Raw genomic sequence first — 18220 nt, forward strand, 5'->3', positions numbered from 1 at the left:
TTCAGCACGGTCCAGTCGTAGAACGTGGTGGGCCGCGTGCCGCCGAAGGTCTGCAGCGTGGTGCCGTTGGCCCACACGCCGTTCTGGCCGCACCCAAAGGTGCCGTTGTTGGCGAAGTTGCCCGTCAGCCACAGGGGCGTGTTGGCGCCCAGCGTCACGCCGGCCGTCGAGGTGTTGGCGATGGTCAGGTGGTGGAAATTGGCGCGGGTGATGCCGCCGCCGAGGCCGATGGTCTGCGCGCCGGTGCCGGTGAAGAACACGGTGTAGGTCTGCGGGAACCAGGCCCCGCTCACCAGCCAGTTGCCCGCCACGTTGATGTTGCCCGTGAGCGTCACCCCGCCGGGGCTGGTGTTCGCCAGGGTCAGGTGGTGGAAGTTGCTCTGGCCCGTCGAGCAGGTCAGGCTTTGGGCCGCGCTGCCGTTGAAGAGCGTGGTGAAGCCACAGCCGCAGTAGTGGCCCGCGTTCACCCAGTTGCCGGCCACGCTCACGTTCTGCAGCAGGCTCACGCCCGTGCCGGCCGTGTTGGTGATGGTCATGTGGTGGAAGGCCGAGAGAACCGAGCCGCCGATGGTCTGGGCGGCCGTGCCGTTGAACAGCACCAGGTAGCCGTTGGCGATAAAGCCGCCGTTGTTCACCCAGTTGCCGGTCACGCCCACGTTATCCAGCATGGTCACCCCTTGCATGTTGGCAAAAGTGAGGTGGTGGAAGCTGGTGCGGCCGCTGCTGCAGGTAATGGTCTGCGGCACCGTGCCATTGAAGCGGGTGGTGAAGCCGCAGCCGCAGAAGCCGCCCTGGTTCACGAAGTGCCGCACGATGTCGATGTCATGGGCCAGGCTCACGTTCACCGGGTTGTTGAAGGTCACGTCGTAGAACGTGGTCAGCATCGAGCCGCCGATGGTTTGCAGGGCGGTGCCCAGGAAGCTTACCAGCAGGTTGTTGTGCAGGAAGCTGCCGTTGTTAATCCAGTTGCCCATCAGCGTAATAGCGAGGTTCTGGCGCACCGTGGCATTCAGAGCGATGGTGAGGTGGTGGAACACGCTGGCCACCGAGCCGGTGATAAGCTGGGTGCCGGCCGTGCCGTTGAACGTCACCAGCTGCCCGTTGTGCAGGAAGCCGCCGTTGTTGGTCCAGTTGCCGGTCAGGAACACGCCGTTGTGCAGCGTCACACCCAGGCCGTTGGCAAATACCACGTCGTGGAACGTGAGCGTACCCGTGGAGTAAATGCCCTGGGCAATGCCGCCGTTGAAGGTCACTACGTGGCCCCCAGCCGTGAACAGCGCCAGGTTGCGGAAGTCGCCGTGTACCCGGATGTCGTAGCCAAGGGCCACGCCTACCGCGTTGTTGCAGGTGATGCCATGGAAGGTCGTCGGCACCGTGCCGCCGATGGTTTGCAGGGCCGAGCCGTTGAAGGTAACCAGGTAGCCGGCGTGCGCAAACAGGCCGGCGTTATACCAGTTGCCGCGCACGAAAATCGGGGTGCCCAGCGTCACGTTGCTCGCCGTGTTGAGGAACTGCACGTGGTGGAAGGTCGTCGGGTTCTGGCCGCCGATGAGCTGGGCAATGGAACCGTCGAAGTACACCGTGAAGGTGGCCGGGTTGAAGGTGCCGTTGTTGGTCCAGCCCCCGCGAATCCGCACGTCCTGAGCCAGCGTAACGATAGCGCCGCTGTTGATGATGACGCCGAAGAAGGGCGTAATCACCGTGCCGCCAATAACCTGGTTGGCATTGCCAGCGAAGGTCACGTTGAAGCTGTTGTGCAGGTAAGTGCCGCCGCAGGTCCAGTTACCCAGCAGGGTGATGGCGCGGGTGGGCTGCACCGTAGCCGCCGGCAGGATGGTGAGGTGGTGGAACAGCGTATTGGCCGTGCCCGTTATCAGCTGCAGGCTGCTGCCCGAGAAGAACACCGTGTAGCCGTTGGCCACGAAGCCGCCGTGGTGAGTCCAGTTGCCGTTCAGGTAGACGTCCGACAGCAGGGTTACCGACACCGGGTTGCTGATTTGCACGCTGTAGAAGCGCGTGTTAATCGAGCCGCAGAAGATGGTTTGGGCCGCCGTGCCGTTGAAGTGCACCAAGTAGGTACCGCCCAGGAACACCCCGTTGCCCAGCCAGTTGCCCAGCACTATCAGCTGCTGCGCCAGAGTAACCGAGGCCAGCGTGTTGCCGATGCTGATATGGTGGAAGGTGGTGCTGGCGGTGCTGCCGCCAATGGTTTGGGCCACCCTGCCGTTGAAGTACACCGTGCTGGTGCCGCAGAAGAACACGCCGTTGTTGAGCCAGTTACCCCACACATACACCGGTGCGTTAAACGTTACGCCGCCGGCCACCACGTTCGAGATGGTGATGTGCCAGAACTCGTACAGGCCCGTGCCGCTCAGCACCTGGGCCACATTGCCCCCGAAGGTGCAGGTGTAACCCGTGTACACGCCGCCCACCAGGTTGTAGCCGTAGAAGGAGCCGCTGTTCACAAAGGAGCCTAGCCAGGCGCAGTTTTGCAGCAGCCGCACCTGGGCCCCGGCCACAATGTTCCAGCCGTAGAACGTGAGGCTGCTGTAGCCGCCCACGGTTTGCACCAGGTTTTCGTGGCCGTTGAAGAACACCGTGTAAGTGCCGGGGTTGAACGAGCCGCTGTAGAGGTGGTAGTTGCCGGCGATATAGATGTTGCTAGCCAGGCTCACGCCGGCCAGGTTGTCTACATAGAAGTGGTAGAAGTAAGTCGTGGCGCTGGCGTTAATCACCTGGGCCACCGTGCCGCCGAAGCGCACCCAGTGGCCGGTAGTCACGCCGCCCACGGTGTAGTAACCGTAGAACACGCCGGTGTTCACGAAGCCGCCCAGCACATGAATGTTCTGGTGCAGCGTCACCGAAATGGCGTTGCTGAAGGTCACGTTGTAGAAGTTGGTCACCTGGGTGCCGTCGATAATCTGGGCTACGCTACCGGCGAAAAGCACCGAGTAGCTGCCGCTGGCGAAGGCGCCGTTGTTTATCCAGTTGCCCAGCACGGTGATGTCGTCGTTCAGCGTCACGCCCCCCATCGTGTTGTTGATGGTGACGTGGTAGAAGGTGCTGGTGCCGCTGCCGCCCAGGGTCTGGGCCGCGCTGCCATTTAGCACCACGCCGTAAGTGGCGGCGCTGAAGGTGCCGTTCACGACCACGTTGCCGCTGAAGGCCGTGTTAACGCCCAGGTTCACCGTAGCGCCGTTTACCACCGTGAAGTTGTAGAAGCTGGTGCCGTTCGGGCCGCACACGCACTGGCTGCCCGTGCCGTTGAACACCACGCCGTAGCCCGAGCCGCCGTGCAGGAAGCTGCCATTATTCGTCCAGTTGCCATACAGATGAATGAGGTTGGCCGCATTCAGCACCGAGCCATTGCCGATAATAATGTTGCCGGCCTGGAAGGCCGTGGTGCCGTACACAAACTGGTTGCCGGTGCCCACAAAGCTCCAGGTAGAGCTGGTTCCTGCCACCCAGGTGCCGTTCACCGTCACGTTGCCGTAGAGGTTGAAGCTGGAGTTCACCGTGAAGGTGGCACCGCTCTGTACCGTCAGGTGCAGGGCCGTGGCCGTGCCGCCGGTAATGATGGGGTAGAAGGTCAGGCCGCTGGGGATAATGACCACGCTGGTGTTGCCGGGCACCTGCCCGCAGCTCCAGTTCTGGGCGTTAAACCAGTCGGTGTTGCCGGCCCCGCCGGTCCAGGTGTAGGAAATGGGGCCCACGGTCAGGTTCTGGCCGTTGTCGGCGCCCACGGTGGCCGGGCTGCTGGCCACCACCCGGATGCGGTAGCCCGTGCCCGCCGCCGTGCCCAGGGGAATCTGGGCGCTGATGCTGCCCGAGGCCGTCGCCGTCAGCGTGCCGATATTGGTCGGCGAAGCAAACGAGCCGCTGGCGCTGGAAAGCTGGGCCGTGAAGACGTTGCCGGCGTTGAAGCCCGAGGCCGTAAAGGGCACGCTCAGGAAAGAGCCGGGGCAGAACGAGCCGCCAAACGAGCCGGTGGCCAGCGAGGCGCTGGGCGTGTTCACCGTCACGCTGGTGGTCGTCGAGTTCTGGCACGTGCCCAGGGTTACAATCAGCGTGTAGGTGCCGGCGTTGGCCGCCTGGGCGTTACTGATGCTCAGCGTGGGGTTGGTGCCCACCAGCGTGGAGTTGAACACCCACTGGTAGGTCGCGCCGGCCACGGCCTGGGCCGTGAGCGTGATGGTGCTGCCCGCCGTCACCGGCGAGTTGTTGGCGGCCACCACAGCCGCCGGCTGGGTGCTGATGCTGATGTTGGCGCCGTTGTCGGCCGGGTTCATCGTAGCGGCGGCGCTGGCCACCAGGCGAATGCGGTAGAAGCCGCCCTGAATGGTGCTGCCGGGAATGGTGGCGGCAATGCTGCCGTTGCCCTGCCCGCCAAACGTCGTCGAGCCAATGCTGACCGGCGCCGCGAAGGAGCCGGTGTCGTTGGATAGCTGGGCCGTGAGGGTGGTGCCGGCGGTGAAGCTGGCGCCCGATACGTTGAAGCCGATGTTCAGGCTGGAGCCGGCGCAGATGGTGCCGCTAAACTGGGCAATGGCCACAATGGGCTGGCCGGCGGGCAGCACCGTCACGCTGGCGCTGGTGGTGCTGGAGCAGCCGCCTGCTACCACCGTCAGGCCGTAGGTGCCGCTGTTGCCGGGCTGGGCGTTGCTCACGTTCAGCGTAGGCGAGCTGCCGGTGCTCACGTTGCCCACGCCGGGCACGCTCCACATGTAGGTTGCGCCGCTCACGGCCTGGGCCGTCAGCGTCACCGTGCCGTTGTAGGCCACCGGCGAGTTGTTGGCCACAATCACCGCCGCCGGAGCTGCGTTGATGCCGATGTTGGAGCCGTTGTCGGTCTGGCTGGCCACGCCGGGGTTAGACCCAATCAGGCGGATGCGGTAGCCGCTGCCCGTGGGCGTACCAGCCGGAATGGCAGCCGATACCACGCCGTTGCCCTGGCCCACAAAGCTGACCGAGCCGATGCTCACCGGCGCGCCGAAGCTGCCGCTGGCATCCGAGAGCTGGGCCGTGATGGTGTTGCCGCTGGCAAAGCTGTTGCCCGTCACGTTGAAGCTGATGTTGAGCGTAGACGAGCCGGCGCACAGCGGGCCGCCGCCAAACTGCGCCATGGTGAGGATGGGCGCGTTGGAGGGGCTCACCGTCACGTTGGTGGTGGTGCTGCTCTGGCAGTTGTTTAGCGTCACTACCAGCTGGTAGGTGCCGGCGTTCTGCGCAATGGTGGCGTTGGCAATGGTCGGGTTCTGCTGGGTAGAGTAGAAGTTGGGGCCATACCACTGGTAAGTCGCGCCGGGCACGGTCTGGGCCGTCAGCTGCAGGGTGCCGCCGTAGGCCACCGGCGAGTTGGAGCCGGCCACGGCCGCGGGCAGGGCGTTGATGGTCAGGTTGGCACCGTTGTCGCCGCTGCTCACCACGCTGGGGTTAGACCCCAGCAGGCGGATGCGGTAGCCGCTGCCCTGGGGCGTGCCCACCGGAATGGTGGCATTCACGTAGCCGTTGCCCTGGCCCACAAAGCTCACCGAGCCAATGCTGGTGGGCGAGACAAACGAGCCGCTGGCGTCGGAAAGCTGGGCCGTGATGACGTTGCCGCTGGCGAAGCTGTTGCCGTTCACCGCGAAGCCGATGCTCAGCGGCGTGCCGGCGCAGAGCGAGCCGCCAAACTGGCTCAGGGTCAGGATGGGCTGGGCCGAGGGCTGCACCGTTACGCGCACCGAGGCCGAGTCCTGGCAGCCGCTGGCGTTGCTCACGTACACCATGTAAAGCCCGCTCTGGCTTACCTGGGCGTTGCTCACCGTCAGGCTCTGGCCGCTGCCCACGTAGGCCGTGCTGCCGTTCAGGTAGCGCACGTACCACTGGTAGCTGCTCTGGCCCAGGGGGCCGGCGCTCAGGTTGATGCTGCCGTTGTATGCCACCGTGGCGGGCGCGGCCGAAGCCGTCGCCAGCGGGGTGGGCAGAATGGTCAGGTTCTGGCCGTTGATGCTGCCGACAGTGGCCGGGTTGGTGGCCACCACGCGCACCCGGTAGCCGGAGCCGGCCGGGGTACGCAGGGCCACGGAGTCCGTCAGCACGCCGTTGCTGCCGCTCTGGTAGCTCAGGATGCCATACACGCGGCTGCCGGCCGAGAACACGCCGTTGGCGTCGGAAAGCTGGAAGCCAAACTGGTTGCCCGCGCCGTAGCCGGCAAAGTTGGTCGTAAACGGCACCTGGATAAAGGTGCTGCTGCAGAACGAGGTGGGCGACACCGTGCCCGTGGCGATGGTAGCCGGGTAGTTGTAGCTGGGCGCCGAGCAGGTGGAGCCGGCTGCGGCCGTCAGGCAAATCTGCCCGCTGCTGCCACCGGCCGGGGCTACCACCGTCACGCTGGTGGCCGAGTTGGCCGTGATGCTGGCGGCTGCCACCGGCGTGCCGTTAAATGTCACGCCCGTTACGCCGCTCAGGTTGGTGCCGGTAATCACCACCGTGGTGCCGGCGGGCCCGCCCGTGGGCGAGAAGCTGGCGATGGTGGGGCCGCTGCAGTTGAAGTAGAAGGCCCCGGCCCCGCTCACCACCAGGCCCGCGTTGGGCGAGGCGCCGAACAGCAGGCGCAGGCCGCGCACGTTGCTGGCCACCGTGGGCAGGGTGCGGGCAATGTCATAGGTCTGCCCGCCTGTCAGCAGGGCCGTGTAGGTGTCCACCGTGGTCCAGGTGCTCAGGTTGGCCGAAGTCTGGATTTGCAGGGTGAGGTTGGTGCCGCTCTGGGGCACAATGCGCAGCTGCACGTCGCTGATGGTTTGCAGCGCGCTGCTGCCGAAGTCCACCTGGGCGTAGCCGGTGCTGTAGGTCAGGAAGCTGCTGGCGCTGCCGGCCGGGTTGTTAAACGCGTTTTCGGCCGAGCCGCCGCCCCAGCTGCCGCCCTGGCTGTAGTTGGCGCCGGGCAGGCTGGCGGCGAAGTTGGGCGAGGAGGCGCAGCCGTTCTTGGTGAAGGTGCGGCTGGTTACCAGGCTCCAGCGGCCGCTGGCGTCGCGCACCCGCAGCGAGAAGCGGTGCAGGCCGTTGGCCAGGGCCGAGGCGTCGGCCACAATGCCCAGGCCGGCCACGTCGGGTGCGGCGGGGTTCACGGCTACGGGCGTGCCCAGACCAAAGCCGGGGTCGTTGTCGAAGAAGTACTCGGCCCGCACGATGTTGGGGGCCGCGGCCGGCAGGGGCTCGTAGTAGAAGGAGCGCACCGTGGTCAGGCCCCACTTGCCGCTGGCATCGCGGCCGCGGATGTTCATGCGGTGAAAGCCCGTGCTGAGGCTGCCCAGCGGCACCACAATGCCCACGTTGGCGGCGTCCGAGCCGCTGCTGGCCGGAATGGCCACCGCCGTGCCCAGCCCGAAGCCCGGGTCGGTATCAATAAAGTACTCCAGGCGCGTGAGGCTGGGCACCGAATTTATCAGGCTTACCGGCTCAAAGTAGAAGTTACGTCCGCTGGTAAGGCTCCAGCGGCCGTAGGCGTCGCGGCTGCGCACGTTCAGGCGGTGGAAGCCGGCCGGGAGGCTGCTCAGGTCCACGTTAAAGGCCACCCCGTTCACATCCGTCAGGGGCGTGCCCAGCGGAATGTTGACGCCCAGTCCGAAGCCCGGGTCGGTGTTGAGGAAGTACTCGGCGCGCACGATGTTGGGCGTGGGCTGGGCCAGGGCCGGCTCGAAGTAGAAGCTGCGGCTGGTGGTCAGGCTCCACTTGCCGTTGGCGTCGCGGGTGCGGGTGCTCAGGCGGTGGAAGCCGGCCGATACGCTGCTCAGGTCCACGTTAAACACCAGGCCGGCCACGTCGGTACCCGGCGTAGGCACCGGCACGCTCGTGCCCGCGCCAAAGCCGGGGTCGGTATCAATAAAGTACTCGGCCCGCACGATGTTGCTGGCCGCCTGGTTGGCCAGGGGCTCGTAGTAGAAGGTCTGGCTGGTGGTGAGGCTCCACATGCCGGCGGCATCGCGGGAGCGTGCCCCCAGGCGGTGGAAGCCGGCGGAGAGGCTGGCCAGGGGCACGCCGAAGCTGAGGTTGGCCACGTCGGCCGCGGCCGTCAGGGGTACGCTGGTGGCGCTGCCCCGGCCCGGGTCGGTGTCTACGAAGTATTCCACCCGCATCACGTTGGGCAGCAGCAGCGTGAAGCTGCCGGTGCTGCTCACCGTGCTGCCGCTGCCGTAAATCAGGGTAATGGGGCCCGAGGCGCCGGCGGCCGAAGGCACGGCCGTCAGCGTGGTGCCCGAGCTGGCCGAGAACGACGCCGCCGATACGCCGCCAAACAGCACGCCCGTCACGCCCGTCAGGTTGGTGCCGGTGATGGTGACGGTGCTGCCCGCCGCCGCGCTGCCCGGCGAGAAGCCGCTGATGGTGGGGGCGGGCAGCACGGTAAAGCTGCTGGCCGAGGTGGCGCTGCCGCTGCTGTTCGTTACGGCAATGGGGCCGGTGGTCGCACCGGCCGGCACAGCCACCGTCACCTGGGTGCCGGCCCCGTTTGCGGTGAAGCCGCTGGCGGCCGTGCCGTTAAACGTCAGGCTGGTGAGCCCGCTGAGGTTGGTGCCCGTCAGGGTGACCACCGTGCCCGGGGTGCCGCTGCTGGGCGAGAAGGCCGTGATGGTGGGCGGGCCCACGCTGGTGTTGAGGCGGGGCCAGAACGCGCTGCTGCCGTAGGAGCTGCCCACAAAGTCGAGGGCATTGTCGCCGTTGAGGTCGCCCAGGGCCACAAAGCCCGCCGCGCCCGGCAGGCTTATGGCGGCCGGAGTGGCAAAGCTGCGGCTGCCCAGGTTGCGCAGCACGTAGCAGCTGCTGCTGCCGCCGGAAAACACCAGGTCGGGGCGGCCGTCGCCATCTACGTCGCCGGCGGCGGCTGTGGTGCCGCTGGTCTGGGGCGTGGTCACGGTGGTGGTGGTGAAGCCGCCGCTGCCATTGCCCCAGGCAATGGTGTGCGCGGTGCCCCCGTTAATGGCCGCCCAGTAATCGAAGTTGCCGTCGTTGTCGAGGTCGCCGCCCTGCGGGTAATAGGGCGAGCCCGAGAGGGTGATGGTCGACGAGTAGGTGAAGCTGCCGCTGCCGCTGTTCAGGTAAACGTAGGCATTGTTGCCGGAGTAGCGGGCCTGAATCATGTCCAGGTCGCCGTCGTTGTCGAGGTCGCCCAGCACTACGCCGATGCCGCTGGTACCCAGCGCATAGGTGCTCAGCCCGCTGAAGTTGCCGCTGCCGTCGTTGAAAAGTACGGCGCCGGTCGAGCCGAAGTAGTTGGATACGGCCGCGTCCAGGTCGCCGTCGCCGTCGAGGTCGCCCAGGGCTACGTCGGTGGGGCCGCTGCCACAGGCTACGCCGGCCAGGGTCGTAAACGCGCCGCTGCCGTTGTTGCGGTGCACCGTGATGTTGGCGGCCCCGTAGTTCGGGGTCACCAGGTCCAGGTCGCCGTCGCCGTCCACGTCGCCCATGGTCACCTTGTGGGGCTGGGTGTTGCCCACGCTGATGGGGTTGGCAAAGGCTCCGCTGCCGTTGCCGAAGTACACGGCTGTAGTCGAGCCGTTGTAGTTGGCCAGGGCCGCGTCGAGGTTGCCGTCGCCGTTGAGGTCGCCCAGCGTTACGCAGGTCGGGCCGGAAATCAGGGAGCTATAGGCATTGCTGCCGCTGAAGGTGCCGGTGCCCGCGCCGGTGGCGGCCACGAACTGACTTACCTGCCCCCGCGCCAGCGGGGTGTTGCTGGCGCTGCTCGTGGCGGCGGCCGTCACGGTTACGTCTACCCGCTCGCCCGCCCGGAAGCCGGCGCTGGGGGCAACGGTGAGGGTGCTGCTGCCGCCCCCACTGTAGGTGGCGCCGCGCAGCCCGCTGAAGCCGCCGTACACCTTGAGGGCGGTGGCCGAAGCCGAGGCGTTGCTCATGGCCTCCGAGAAGGTGAGGGCAATGCTGGTGGAACGGCTGGCGCTGGCCGCGTTGCGGGCCGGGCTCACGGCAGTAAGAGCCGGTACCGTGCTGGCCGCACCGTTAAACACGGGCGTGGTCATGGTGCCCACGGTTGTCGCGTTCAGGGCCGCGCCGGTGGCGGTGGCCATGTTTGCCACGCTCAGGCCACTGCCGCTGCCGCTGCGATTCATGTTCCAGTACCCCACTAGTCCGGCTTCATTGCCGGCCAGGCCACTGTTCATGCTGGCTAGAATCTGGGCCGGGGTGCGGGCCACGTTCCACACGCGCAGCTCGTCCAGCTCGCCGTTGTAGATGCCGCCCGAGCCCGGCGACAAGCCCATGTAGAGGCTGCCCGAACTCATGCTTTGGGGCGTCACCCCGGCTATGCTGCCGATGGCGCTGCCGTTTACATACACGGTGAGCACACCGGCCGAGAGCGTGGCGGCCACGTGGGAGTAAGAGCCGGTGGGTATGTTGGTGCTGCTGAAGTTGAGAAAAGAGGTGGTCGTTCCATCGGAGGTCTGCAGGCGCAGCGCGCCATTGGGCCGAACGCCCAGGGCATAGGCAAACTGGTTGCTGCCGACATCATAGCGGTGGAAAATCCAGCGGAGGCCGGTGGTTCCCGAGCCGTAGGACGCGTCGGGCTTTACCCAGGCTTCCAGCGTAAAGGCCGGGCCCAGGTCCAGGGCAACCGTGCCGGGCACGGTGAGCCCGTCGGTGGTGCCGCTCATGGTGATGTAGCCGCTGAAGGGTGCCTGGGCCTGGGCCGGCTGCCAGCCCAGCAACAGGGACAGCAGGCAGCCGAGCAGGCCTAGGCGGAAGGCCCGCTCGGCGGCGGGCCAGGCCCTGGTCTGACGGAGACTACTCCGTCGTGCTTGTAGCCTTCTCATAAGGAATACGGATGAAGTGAGAAAGCCGCACCTTAGTTGTTCGAGCGGGTGCTCATGTTCACATTCAGCGTGTTGCCGTTCACGCTCTGCGTGTATTGGTAGATGGCCGGAATGGCGGGCAGGCCGCTGAGCTTGTAGGGCGTGTTGCCGCCGAAAGCGCCGATGTCGGTGCCGTTCTGGCCGGCGTTGCGCAGCGGGTTGGTGCCCGACTTCAGGATGTACCAGGCATCAAACTGGCCCGGGGCCGCGGGGGTGAGGGCAAACGCGGCCGAGGTGCTCACGCCGGTCTGGCTGTTGTTGGAGGCCGTGAAGGCCGGCTGCGAAGCGGCCGCCTGGGCCGTCACATTATAGGAATGAATGTTGGAGGCGGGGGTGAAGCTGCTGCCGAAGTAGTTGTTGCGCACGTTGAAGTTATCCATCGACACGTAGCTCAGCACCACGTTGTTGGCAAACTCCCCGTTGAAGCTGGCCGGGAAGGTCACGAAGTTGGTGATGATGTTATTGGTGATGAGCAGGTTGTTGGTGGCCGCCGAGTAGTAGTTGGCCATCTGGGCAATGTAGTTCTGCCGGATGTTGATGTTGCTGATGGGCAGGTTGCTCACATTCAGGTAGAGGTAGCCCGTAATCTGGCAGCGCTGAATGGTTACGTTGCTTTCCTGCACATAAAAGGTGCCGATGGTGAGGCCGGCCACCACGGAGTTGGCCGCGCCTGCGCTGAAATACATGTCCGAGAATGAAGCCGTAGCCGGGTTGGCCTGCAGGCCGGCGTTCTGGCTGGTGCCCAGGAAGTAGCCTGGGCCCAGAATCACCAGGCGCTTGGTGCAGTTAAACGAGCCGTAGCTGGCACCCGAGGGCTCAATCTGCAGGGTGTCGCCGGCTACCGCGGCCGTATGGGCCGAGTTGATGTCGGTGTACAGAATGTTGGCCACGGCCGCCACACCGGAATTATTTACCCGGCGAATGCGGGCCGAAGCCGAAAGGGAGGTCACGGCCAGCAGCAGCGTGAGGAGGGCGAGAGTGGAAAGGTTCTTCATGAGAAAAAAGGGGATTGATGTTGAAAAAAATGATTGAAGCGTTAGGAGAAGGCCCCTGGAATGGCTGCAGGGCAGAGAAACCATAATCAAAAACATATGCTTTCCCAAGTGTAAAAGTGCCCCCTTTTCCCGGCGACTCGCAATCCGCGCTGCCCCGTAAATTTTTCGCTTATCCGGCTCCGTGCTGGCACGGATGCGCCCATAGAAAAAGCCTTCCCCACGACGTGAAGAAGGCTACAAAGTCCTGGCTGCCGGCCCTGTCCCGGGTAAAAGCTGAGCTTAGCTGCCGGCTAATTCCACCAGTCCCCGCCTAAGCAGCAAGCGCGGAGCTTACCTGGCGCTGGCCATTTCGGCCGACTCATGTACCCGGATGCCGCCGCCGTCGTCTTCGGCGGCCCGCAGCATGGCCCGGGCCACGGTGCCCGCATCGATGGGCCGGTACGTGCGCAGCGGCCCCAGCAGCACGGGGGCCAGTACTTTCAGCACCACCGCCCCCAGGCGCTCGCCCAGGCGCGGGGCCGTGCGCTCGCCCAGCAGCAGCGAAGGCTGGAAAATGTGAATGGCCCGGAAGGGCAGCTTGCGCACGGCTTCCTCCATCTCGCCCTTCACCTTATTATAATAGAAGGCCGAGTCCGTATCGGCCCCCAGGCTGGATACCACCATAAACTGGGCCGCGAAGTTGCCGGCTGCCAGCGCGGCCAGCGTCACCACGTACAGGTAGTCGACCTTATAAAAGGCGTCCTTGGACCCGGCCTGCTTCATGGTAGTGCCCAGGCAGCAGTACACGTCGTCGGCAATAAGCTGCAGCCGCACTTTCTCCAGCTGGTCCAGCTCCGTTACCACCTGCACCAGCTTGGGGTGCAGCATGGGCAGCGAGCGCCGCCCCACCACAATCACCTTGGAGTAGCGCTCCGATTCCAGCAGCAGCGGCAGCAGCTGCGAGCCAATCAGGCCCGTAGCCCCGGCAAGTAAGGCGGTTTTGCGCATGGATTATAGTGTTAACTCTGCTATGCTTACCGCAGGTTTATCCTGAAAGTTGTACGTGAAACTAGGTAGACGTTCAATTTGGAGAATATTCTTTTTTAAAGGGACGTCCAGTGGCTGAGCTGGTTCGGCTAGCCTTGTATAAAGCCTCTTCTCTTCGTTCCAATCATAGACGTAGAAGCCAAATTCAGCATAATCATGCCATACCAGTAAGCTGCCGAAATGCGGCAGTGGTATCTGATTAGCATATTTTGAATGCGTCTCATGATGGAGCAAGACTTCTTTGGGGATAAAGCCATAACCACCGAAGCAGAAGATTCCAATGTCGCCCGTAGCATCAGTGGCAAACCAGTCGAACTCCATTCCCCAGAAGTCGTCCATCGAAGGTTCCTGCTCCATTTTTCTTACGGCTTCAGCAAGGTTTCATCGGGGTACAGCACCACCAGGCCCTGCTTGAACAGGGAACCCAGGGCCTTTTTGAACACTTTTTTGCTCATGCCCACGCGGCGGTATACGTCCTCAGCCAGGCTTTTGTCGCCGATGGGCAGGCGGCCCCCAGGCGCGGCTTTCAGGGCTTTGAGCAAGGTTTCGGTGGCATTTTCCACTTCGCCGTAGCCTTCGCGCTGCAGGCGTACGTCAAGCTTGCCGTCGTCGCGCACGGTGCGCAGGAAGCCCGTGATTTGCTCGCCCAGGCGCAGGGGGCGGAACACTTCGTTGTGGTAGAGCAGGCCCTGGTGGCTGCCGTTCACGATGACGGTGTAGCCGAGCTCCGACTCGTCGGCTATCAGCAGCTGCACTTCGTCGCCGGGCTGGCCGGGGAAAGGCTTTTTGCTCAGGAAAGGCTTCCACTTGGCCGTGGCCACCAGCCGGTCGCTTTCCTCGTCGAGGTACACGTACACCAGCACCCGCTCGCCCACGCGCAGGTCGCGGCGCTGGTTGCGGTAGGGCAGCAGCAGGTCTTTTTCCAGGCCCCAGTCGAGGAAGGAGCCGGCCGGGCCGTGGTCGCGTACGGTCAGGGCCGCAAAGGAGTCGACCAGGGCCAGGGGGCGCAGGGTGGTGGCAATGAGGCGGTCCTCGGAGTCGCGGTACACAAACACGCGCACAACGTCGCCGATGCGGGTGCCGGGCTCCACGTACTTGTTGGGCAGCAGCAGGTCGCCGTCGTCGGAGGTGAGGTACAGGCCCACGCTGGTGTCGCGGACTACTTCAAGCTCATTATAATCGCCGAGGAGGAGGCTAGCCATAGAGATGCAGGAGTAAGATTGGGCTATAAAGGTCGGAGGTACGTTGGTAGCGGCAAGCGGTTGGCCATCGAAGTAAGGAAGAAGCGCTGAGGATTCAGGCTCAGGGTATTCGGGTTGAAATCATCGGTCGTTTGTAATAGATTTCATGGAAAAATAATCTTTTGAGTACGTGTAAGGCCGACTTAAAAAGTGAATTTTGTTTGCTTACTAGTCAGTTATGCACTAACTTTAAGCATCTGCTCTCCTTCTTTTCTTTGTTATGTTACATTCTTTACTGGTATTAGGAATTTGGGCCGCTCCGGCCTTGCATTCGCCACTGGCGGAAAATACTCTGCACGAAGCAGTAGCTGCACGCGCTGCTTCCACACCCGACACGATTTACGCCAACCCCGAAGTAGCTCCCCAGTTTGTGGGCGGCCAGGCGGCACTGGCTGCTTTTCTGCAGCGCACCATGCGGGCCCCGGAGGCGGCCCTCCGGCGCCGTGTGTCGGGCACGGTGTACGTAAGCTTTGTGCTCAATGAAAAAGGCAAAGTCGTGGATGCCCACGTAGTACGCGGGCCCGGTCACGGCCTCAACGAGGAAGCGCTGCGCACGGTGTGGCTCATGCCGCTCTGGGTGCCGGGCAAGGTGGGGGGCCAGCCCGTGCGGGTGGCCTGCACCATTCCCATTGCCTTCTCGCCGCAATAAAGCTTACTGGTAGTTGCCCGTACCCGGCGCACCCAGCCCAAAGTCGTTGAAAGTGACGGTGCCGCGGGAGGTTTCAAACAGCCGGGTGCCATTGGGTGTGTCCAGCCCTTTGGGGTAGTAGCCCAGCAGCAGCTGAAAGGTGCGCAGGGCGGTAAACTCGTTGCGCAGGCGCAAGCCCAGGCCAAATGCCGTGTAGGGAGCGCCCGAAAACGGGGAGCCCCCTCCCGGGCGGCTGCTCACCCAGGCCGCGTCGGCAAAGGCAATGCCGGCCAGGCGGAAGCCCAGCAGCGACAGCGGGGTGAAGAGGGTGGTTTCGTAGTTGAGTGTGAAGCGGCTGGTGGCCAGGATGGGCTGGGCCGGCAGGAAGCCGCGCAGGCCCCGGTCTTCCTGAATGCCCTGCAGCAGCTCGCCCGGGCGGCGGCGCAGCCCAACGGTGGCCCGGGTACTCAGGAAGTGGCGGTACTGCCAGTTGCCTTTGTGGTACAGGCGGGTGAAGTACGTGGTTTCGGTGCCCAGCAGGCCCTGCTCCCAGAGGCGGGAGGCATCGAGCCGCTGAAAGGAGCCCAGCTCCACGCCCCCGTAGAAGTAGCCGTGGCGCAGGCTGAAGCTGGCCGCGGCCAAACGCCCGCCCAGGTAGCGGCGGGGCACGTTTTCGTTTACCTCATAGCCCCCGGTAAAGCTAATCAGGGTGCCCGTGGGTACGTCTTCGGTACGGCCAAAGCCAAACAAGTACCGGTCTTTGTAGTAGCGGCGTACGGAATAGCCCAAAGTGCCCAGCACGCCGGTGCTGTTGGTGTATTCCGGGCTGGGGCGGGCCGTAAATACCGCACGTCTTAAGCGCGCCGCTACGATTACGCGGCCGGGGTTCTCATAGCCCAGGTCGTAGGAGCGCAGGCGCAGGGCGCGGCCCAGCCAGGCATCCTGCACGTTAAACCGCAGGGGCGCAAAGGTGAAAGGCTCCCCCGGGGCAGGTGGTGCAATCGCAATCTGCTGGGCATAAAAGTCGGTAGAAAGGGCCCCGGCGTAGCGCGTGGTGGGGGAGTAGAAGTCGCGCCGCAGCGTGACGCCGCCCCGCTCCTGGCGGTACTCGTTGAGGTAGCGTGCCTGCCCGTAGAAAAAATGGCGGAAGGGGGCCGTGTAGCTGCCTTCGTAGGCCCAGCTCTGGGGCTGGCTGCGGCCATAGGTGAAGGCATTATCAATCTGGTGGCCCTGGCCGAGGAAGTTGACGTCGCCGGCGGTGATAAGGCCGGCTGTGGCGGTGCTTATCTCAATGCCACCGGTGAGGCTGAACACGTCGGTGGTCAGCACTTCAATATCCACGCTGTCGCGGCCGGTGCTCACTTCGTTTACCAGCACGCGGGCATCGAGGATTTCCGGGGTCTGCCGCAGCAGGCGCTCCGACTCGGCCAGGGCCTGGGGCAGCAGCTCCTGCCCGGGCCGGAACAGCAGCACCTGCCGGATGCGGGAGCGGGCCGTTTTGATGTGCAGGGCATTGCCCGCCTTTTCCCAGAACGTGCGCGGCAGCCGCAGCGAGTCGCTGAGGCTGTAGCCAAAGGCATCGAGGGTGCGGATGTTCACGCGGCGCACCACTTTAAAGTTGTGGCGGTCAAACTGCCGGTCGAGCAGCACGGCATCGAGGCCGGCCTGCTCTTCCTGGCGGCGCGAGAAGTTGAAAATAGCCGACACGGCCTTGCCGGCCAAGGTCTTGCGGTCAGAGTACGCTTTGAGGCGAATCAGCATGCGCTCCTGGTCGAAGCGCCGCCGCAGGGAGTCGGGCCGGCTGTGGGCGGCCAGCTCGTCGGCCACGGTGTTCACCGAGTCGGGCGGCACGGCCGAGCGTGGGTCGAAAGTCTGGGCCCAGGCGTGCGGGGCCCAGACCAGCAGGCCAAGCAGAAGCAGAAGACAGGAGAAGCGAGCAAGCATTTTAACCCAGGGCAGCGGCCCGCGCAAGGTACGGAAATGAAGGGCCGAGGGTGAAAGCTGCGCCTGACATGGCCTGGCGAAGACGTTTACTGTCGCCCGGCATGGCTAAGGCATTCGCGCCAACCTCGTTGGCCGAGGCAGTGGCTGCTGAACCCGCAGTTTTCAATTTAACTCGAAACTATTTCCAAAAAAATTAGCTTACTGGATAGCGCATCATTTGCGGCTTCTCATTAATTTTAAGCCCGAAAGCCAGGCCCTGCCCATGAACGAGCGAATTCAGGAAAAACTAAGCATATTAGCTGATGCGGCCAAGTACGATGCCTCCTGCAGCAGCAGCGGCGGCAAGCGAAAAAATGAAAGCAAAGGCCTGGGTAGCACCGAAGGCATGGGCATCTGCCATTCCTATACCGAGGATGGCCGCTGCGTGAGCCTGCTGAAGATTCTGCTCACCAACCACTGCATCTTCGACTGTGCCTACTGCGTGTCGCGCCGCTCCAACGACGTAAAGCGCGCCGCCTTCACCGTGGATGAAGTAGTGGACCTTACCATCAACTTCTACCGCCGCAACTACATCGAAGGGCTGTTTCTGAGCTCGGGCATCTTTTCCAGCCCCGACTATACCATGGAGCGCCTGGTGCGCATCATCAAAAAGTTGCGCACCGAGCACAATTTCAACGGCTACATCCACGTCAAAACCATTCCTGGCGCCTCCGAGGAGCTGATTCAGGAAGCCGGCCTGTACGCCGACCGCCTCAGCGTCAACATCGAGCTGCCCTCGGAGCTGAGCCTGACCACGCTGGCGCCCGAAAAGAACTACCAGGAGATTCTGACGCCCATGGGCCAGATTCGCGACAACATCATCCAGAATAAGGAAGAGAAGTCGCTGTTTAAGAAGGTGCCGGCTTTTGCCACGGCGGGCCAGACTACCCAGCTTATTGTGGGCGCCAGCCAGGAAACCGACCTGCAAATCATCAAGCTCACCGACTCGCTGTACCAGGGCTATGGCCTCAAGCGCGTGTACTACTCGGGCTACGTGCCCGTGACCGACGATGCCCGCCTGCCCCAGGTAACCCAGCCGCCCTTGATTCGGGAGCACCGCCTTTACCAGACCGACTGGCTGATGCGCTTCTACGGGTTTGAAGCCGACGAAATCCTGGACCCGGCCCACCCCCACCTCGACCTGGAAATTGACCCCAAGCTAGCCTGGGCCCTGCGCAACCGCCACGTGTTTCCGGTAGATGTGAACACGGCCGACTACGAGCTAATCCTGCGCATTCCCGGCGTGGGGGCACGCTCGGCCAAGCGCATCGTGCAGGCCCGCCGCTTTACCAGCCTTACCATGGAGCATTTGCATAAAATGGGCGTGGTGCTCAAGCGCGCCAAGTTTTTCCTGACCTGCCGCGGTGCCCAGCAGCCCGCCCTGGGCGAGCTCGACGAGCAGGGCATCCGCCGCCAGGTGCTGTTCGGGGCCGGCTCGGTGCGCTCGGCCCTGGTTACCCAGCAGCTCGACTTATTTGCCCAGGCCTCTTAAAATCAGTTAACAATTAA

General features: G+C 64.1%; 8 protein-coding genes. 2 read left to right on the plus strand and 6 right to left on the minus strand.

The annotated features are described in order from the left end of the window. The 5 genes from ABD919_RS00005 to ABD919_RS00025 form a co-directional block, all read right to left on the minus strand. Positions 1-10799, minus strand: a 10799-nt coding sequence (locus ABD919_RS00005) for an FG-GAP-like repeat-containing protein (protein ID WP_345232606.1), incomplete at its 3' end; no start/stop codon positions are given. A gap of 32 nt (positions 10800-10831) precedes the next feature. Continuing rightward, positions 10832-11833, minus strand: coding sequence for a hypothetical protein (locus ABD919_RS00010; RefSeq protein ID WP_345232609.1), 1002 nt, complete (start codon positions 11831-11833; stop codon positions 10832-10834). A 330-nt stretch (positions 11834-12163) separates the two neighbouring features. Beyond that, positions 12164-12820 (minus strand): NAD-dependent epimerase/dehydratase family protein, encoded by a 657-nt coding sequence (locus ABD919_RS00015; RefSeq protein ID WP_345232610.1) that lies wholly within the window; start codon positions 12818-12820, stop codon positions 12164-12166. Between the two features lie 3 nt (positions 12821-12823). Next, positions 12824-13216, minus strand: coding sequence for a hypothetical protein (locus tag ABD919_RS00020; protein WP_345232612.1), 393 nt, complete (start codon positions 13214-13216; stop codon positions 12824-12826). 5 nt (positions 13217-13221) lie between these two features. Further along, on the minus strand, positions 13222-14061 hold the full coding sequence (locus ABD919_RS00025) for a CvfB family protein (RefSeq protein ID WP_345232614.1): 840 nt from the start codon (positions 14059-14061) through the stop codon (positions 13222-13224). 259 nt (positions 14062-14320) lie between these two features. Here ABD919_RS00025 and ABD919_RS00030 point away from each other — a divergent pair, with 259 nt between their 5' ends. Continuing rightward, the gene (locus ABD919_RS00030; RefSeq protein WP_345232616.1) at positions 14321-14749 is read left to right on the plus strand and encodes an energy transducer TonB; all 429 of its coding nucleotides are present in this window, start codon (positions 14321-14323) and stop codon (positions 14747-14749) included. 3 nt (positions 14750-14752) lie between these two features. On the opposite strand, the gene ABD919_RS00035 is transcribed toward ABD919_RS00030, so the two are convergent. Continuing rightward, positions 14753-16672 (minus strand): BamA/TamA family outer membrane protein, encoded by a 1920-nt coding sequence (locus tag ABD919_RS00035; RefSeq protein ID WP_345232618.1) that lies wholly within the window; start codon positions 16670-16672, stop codon positions 14753-14755. Positions 16673-16934: 262 nt separating this feature from the next. Between ABD919_RS00035 and ABD919_RS00040 the strand changes: the two genes are divergently transcribed. Beyond that, positions 16935-18203: a putative DNA modification/repair radical SAM protein gene (locus ABD919_RS00040; RefSeq protein WP_345232641.1), complete on the plus strand. Its 1269-nt coding sequence runs from the start codon at positions 16935-16937 to the stop codon at positions 18201-18203. The last annotated feature ends 17 nt before the right edge of the window (positions 18204-18220 follow it).

Origin of the sequence: Hymenobacter saemangeumensis, assembly GCF_039541835.1 — a bacterium.
Taxonomy (GTDB): Bacteria; Bacteroidota; Bacteroidia; order Cytophagales; family Hymenobacteraceae; genus Hymenobacter; species Hymenobacter saemangeumensis.

What these genes read in the sequence shown, in the direction of transcription:
- ABD919_RS00015 (WP_345232610.1), bottom strand. Translation starts at nt 12,820, where the DNA reads ATGCGCAAAACCGCCTTACTTGCCGGGGCTACGGGCCTGATTGGCTCG.
- ABD919_RS00035 (WP_345232618.1), bottom strand. Translation starts at nt 16,672, where the DNA reads ATGCTTGCTCGCTTCTCCTGTCTTCTGCTTCTGCTTGGCCTGCTGGTC.
- ABD919_RS00010 (WP_345232609.1), bottom strand. Translation starts at nt 11,833, where the DNA reads ATGAAGAACCTTTCCACTCTCGCCCTCCTCACGCTGCTGCTGGCCGTG.
- ABD919_RS00030 (WP_345232616.1), top strand. Translation starts at nt 14,321, where the DNA reads ATGTTACATTCTTTACTGGTATTAGGAATTTGGGCCGCTCCGGCCTTG.
- ABD919_RS00040 (WP_345232641.1), top strand. Translation starts at nt 16,935, where the DNA reads ATGAACGAGCGAATTCAGGAAAAACTAAGCATATTAGCTGATGCGGCC.
- ABD919_RS00025 (WP_345232614.1), bottom strand. Translation starts at nt 14,061, where the DNA reads ATGGCTAGCCTCCTCCTCGGCGATTATAATGAGCTTGAAGTAGTCCGC.
- ABD919_RS00020 (WP_345232612.1), bottom strand. Translation starts at nt 13,216, where the DNA reads ATGGAGCAGGAACCTTCGATGGACGACTTCTGGGGAATGGAGTTCGAC.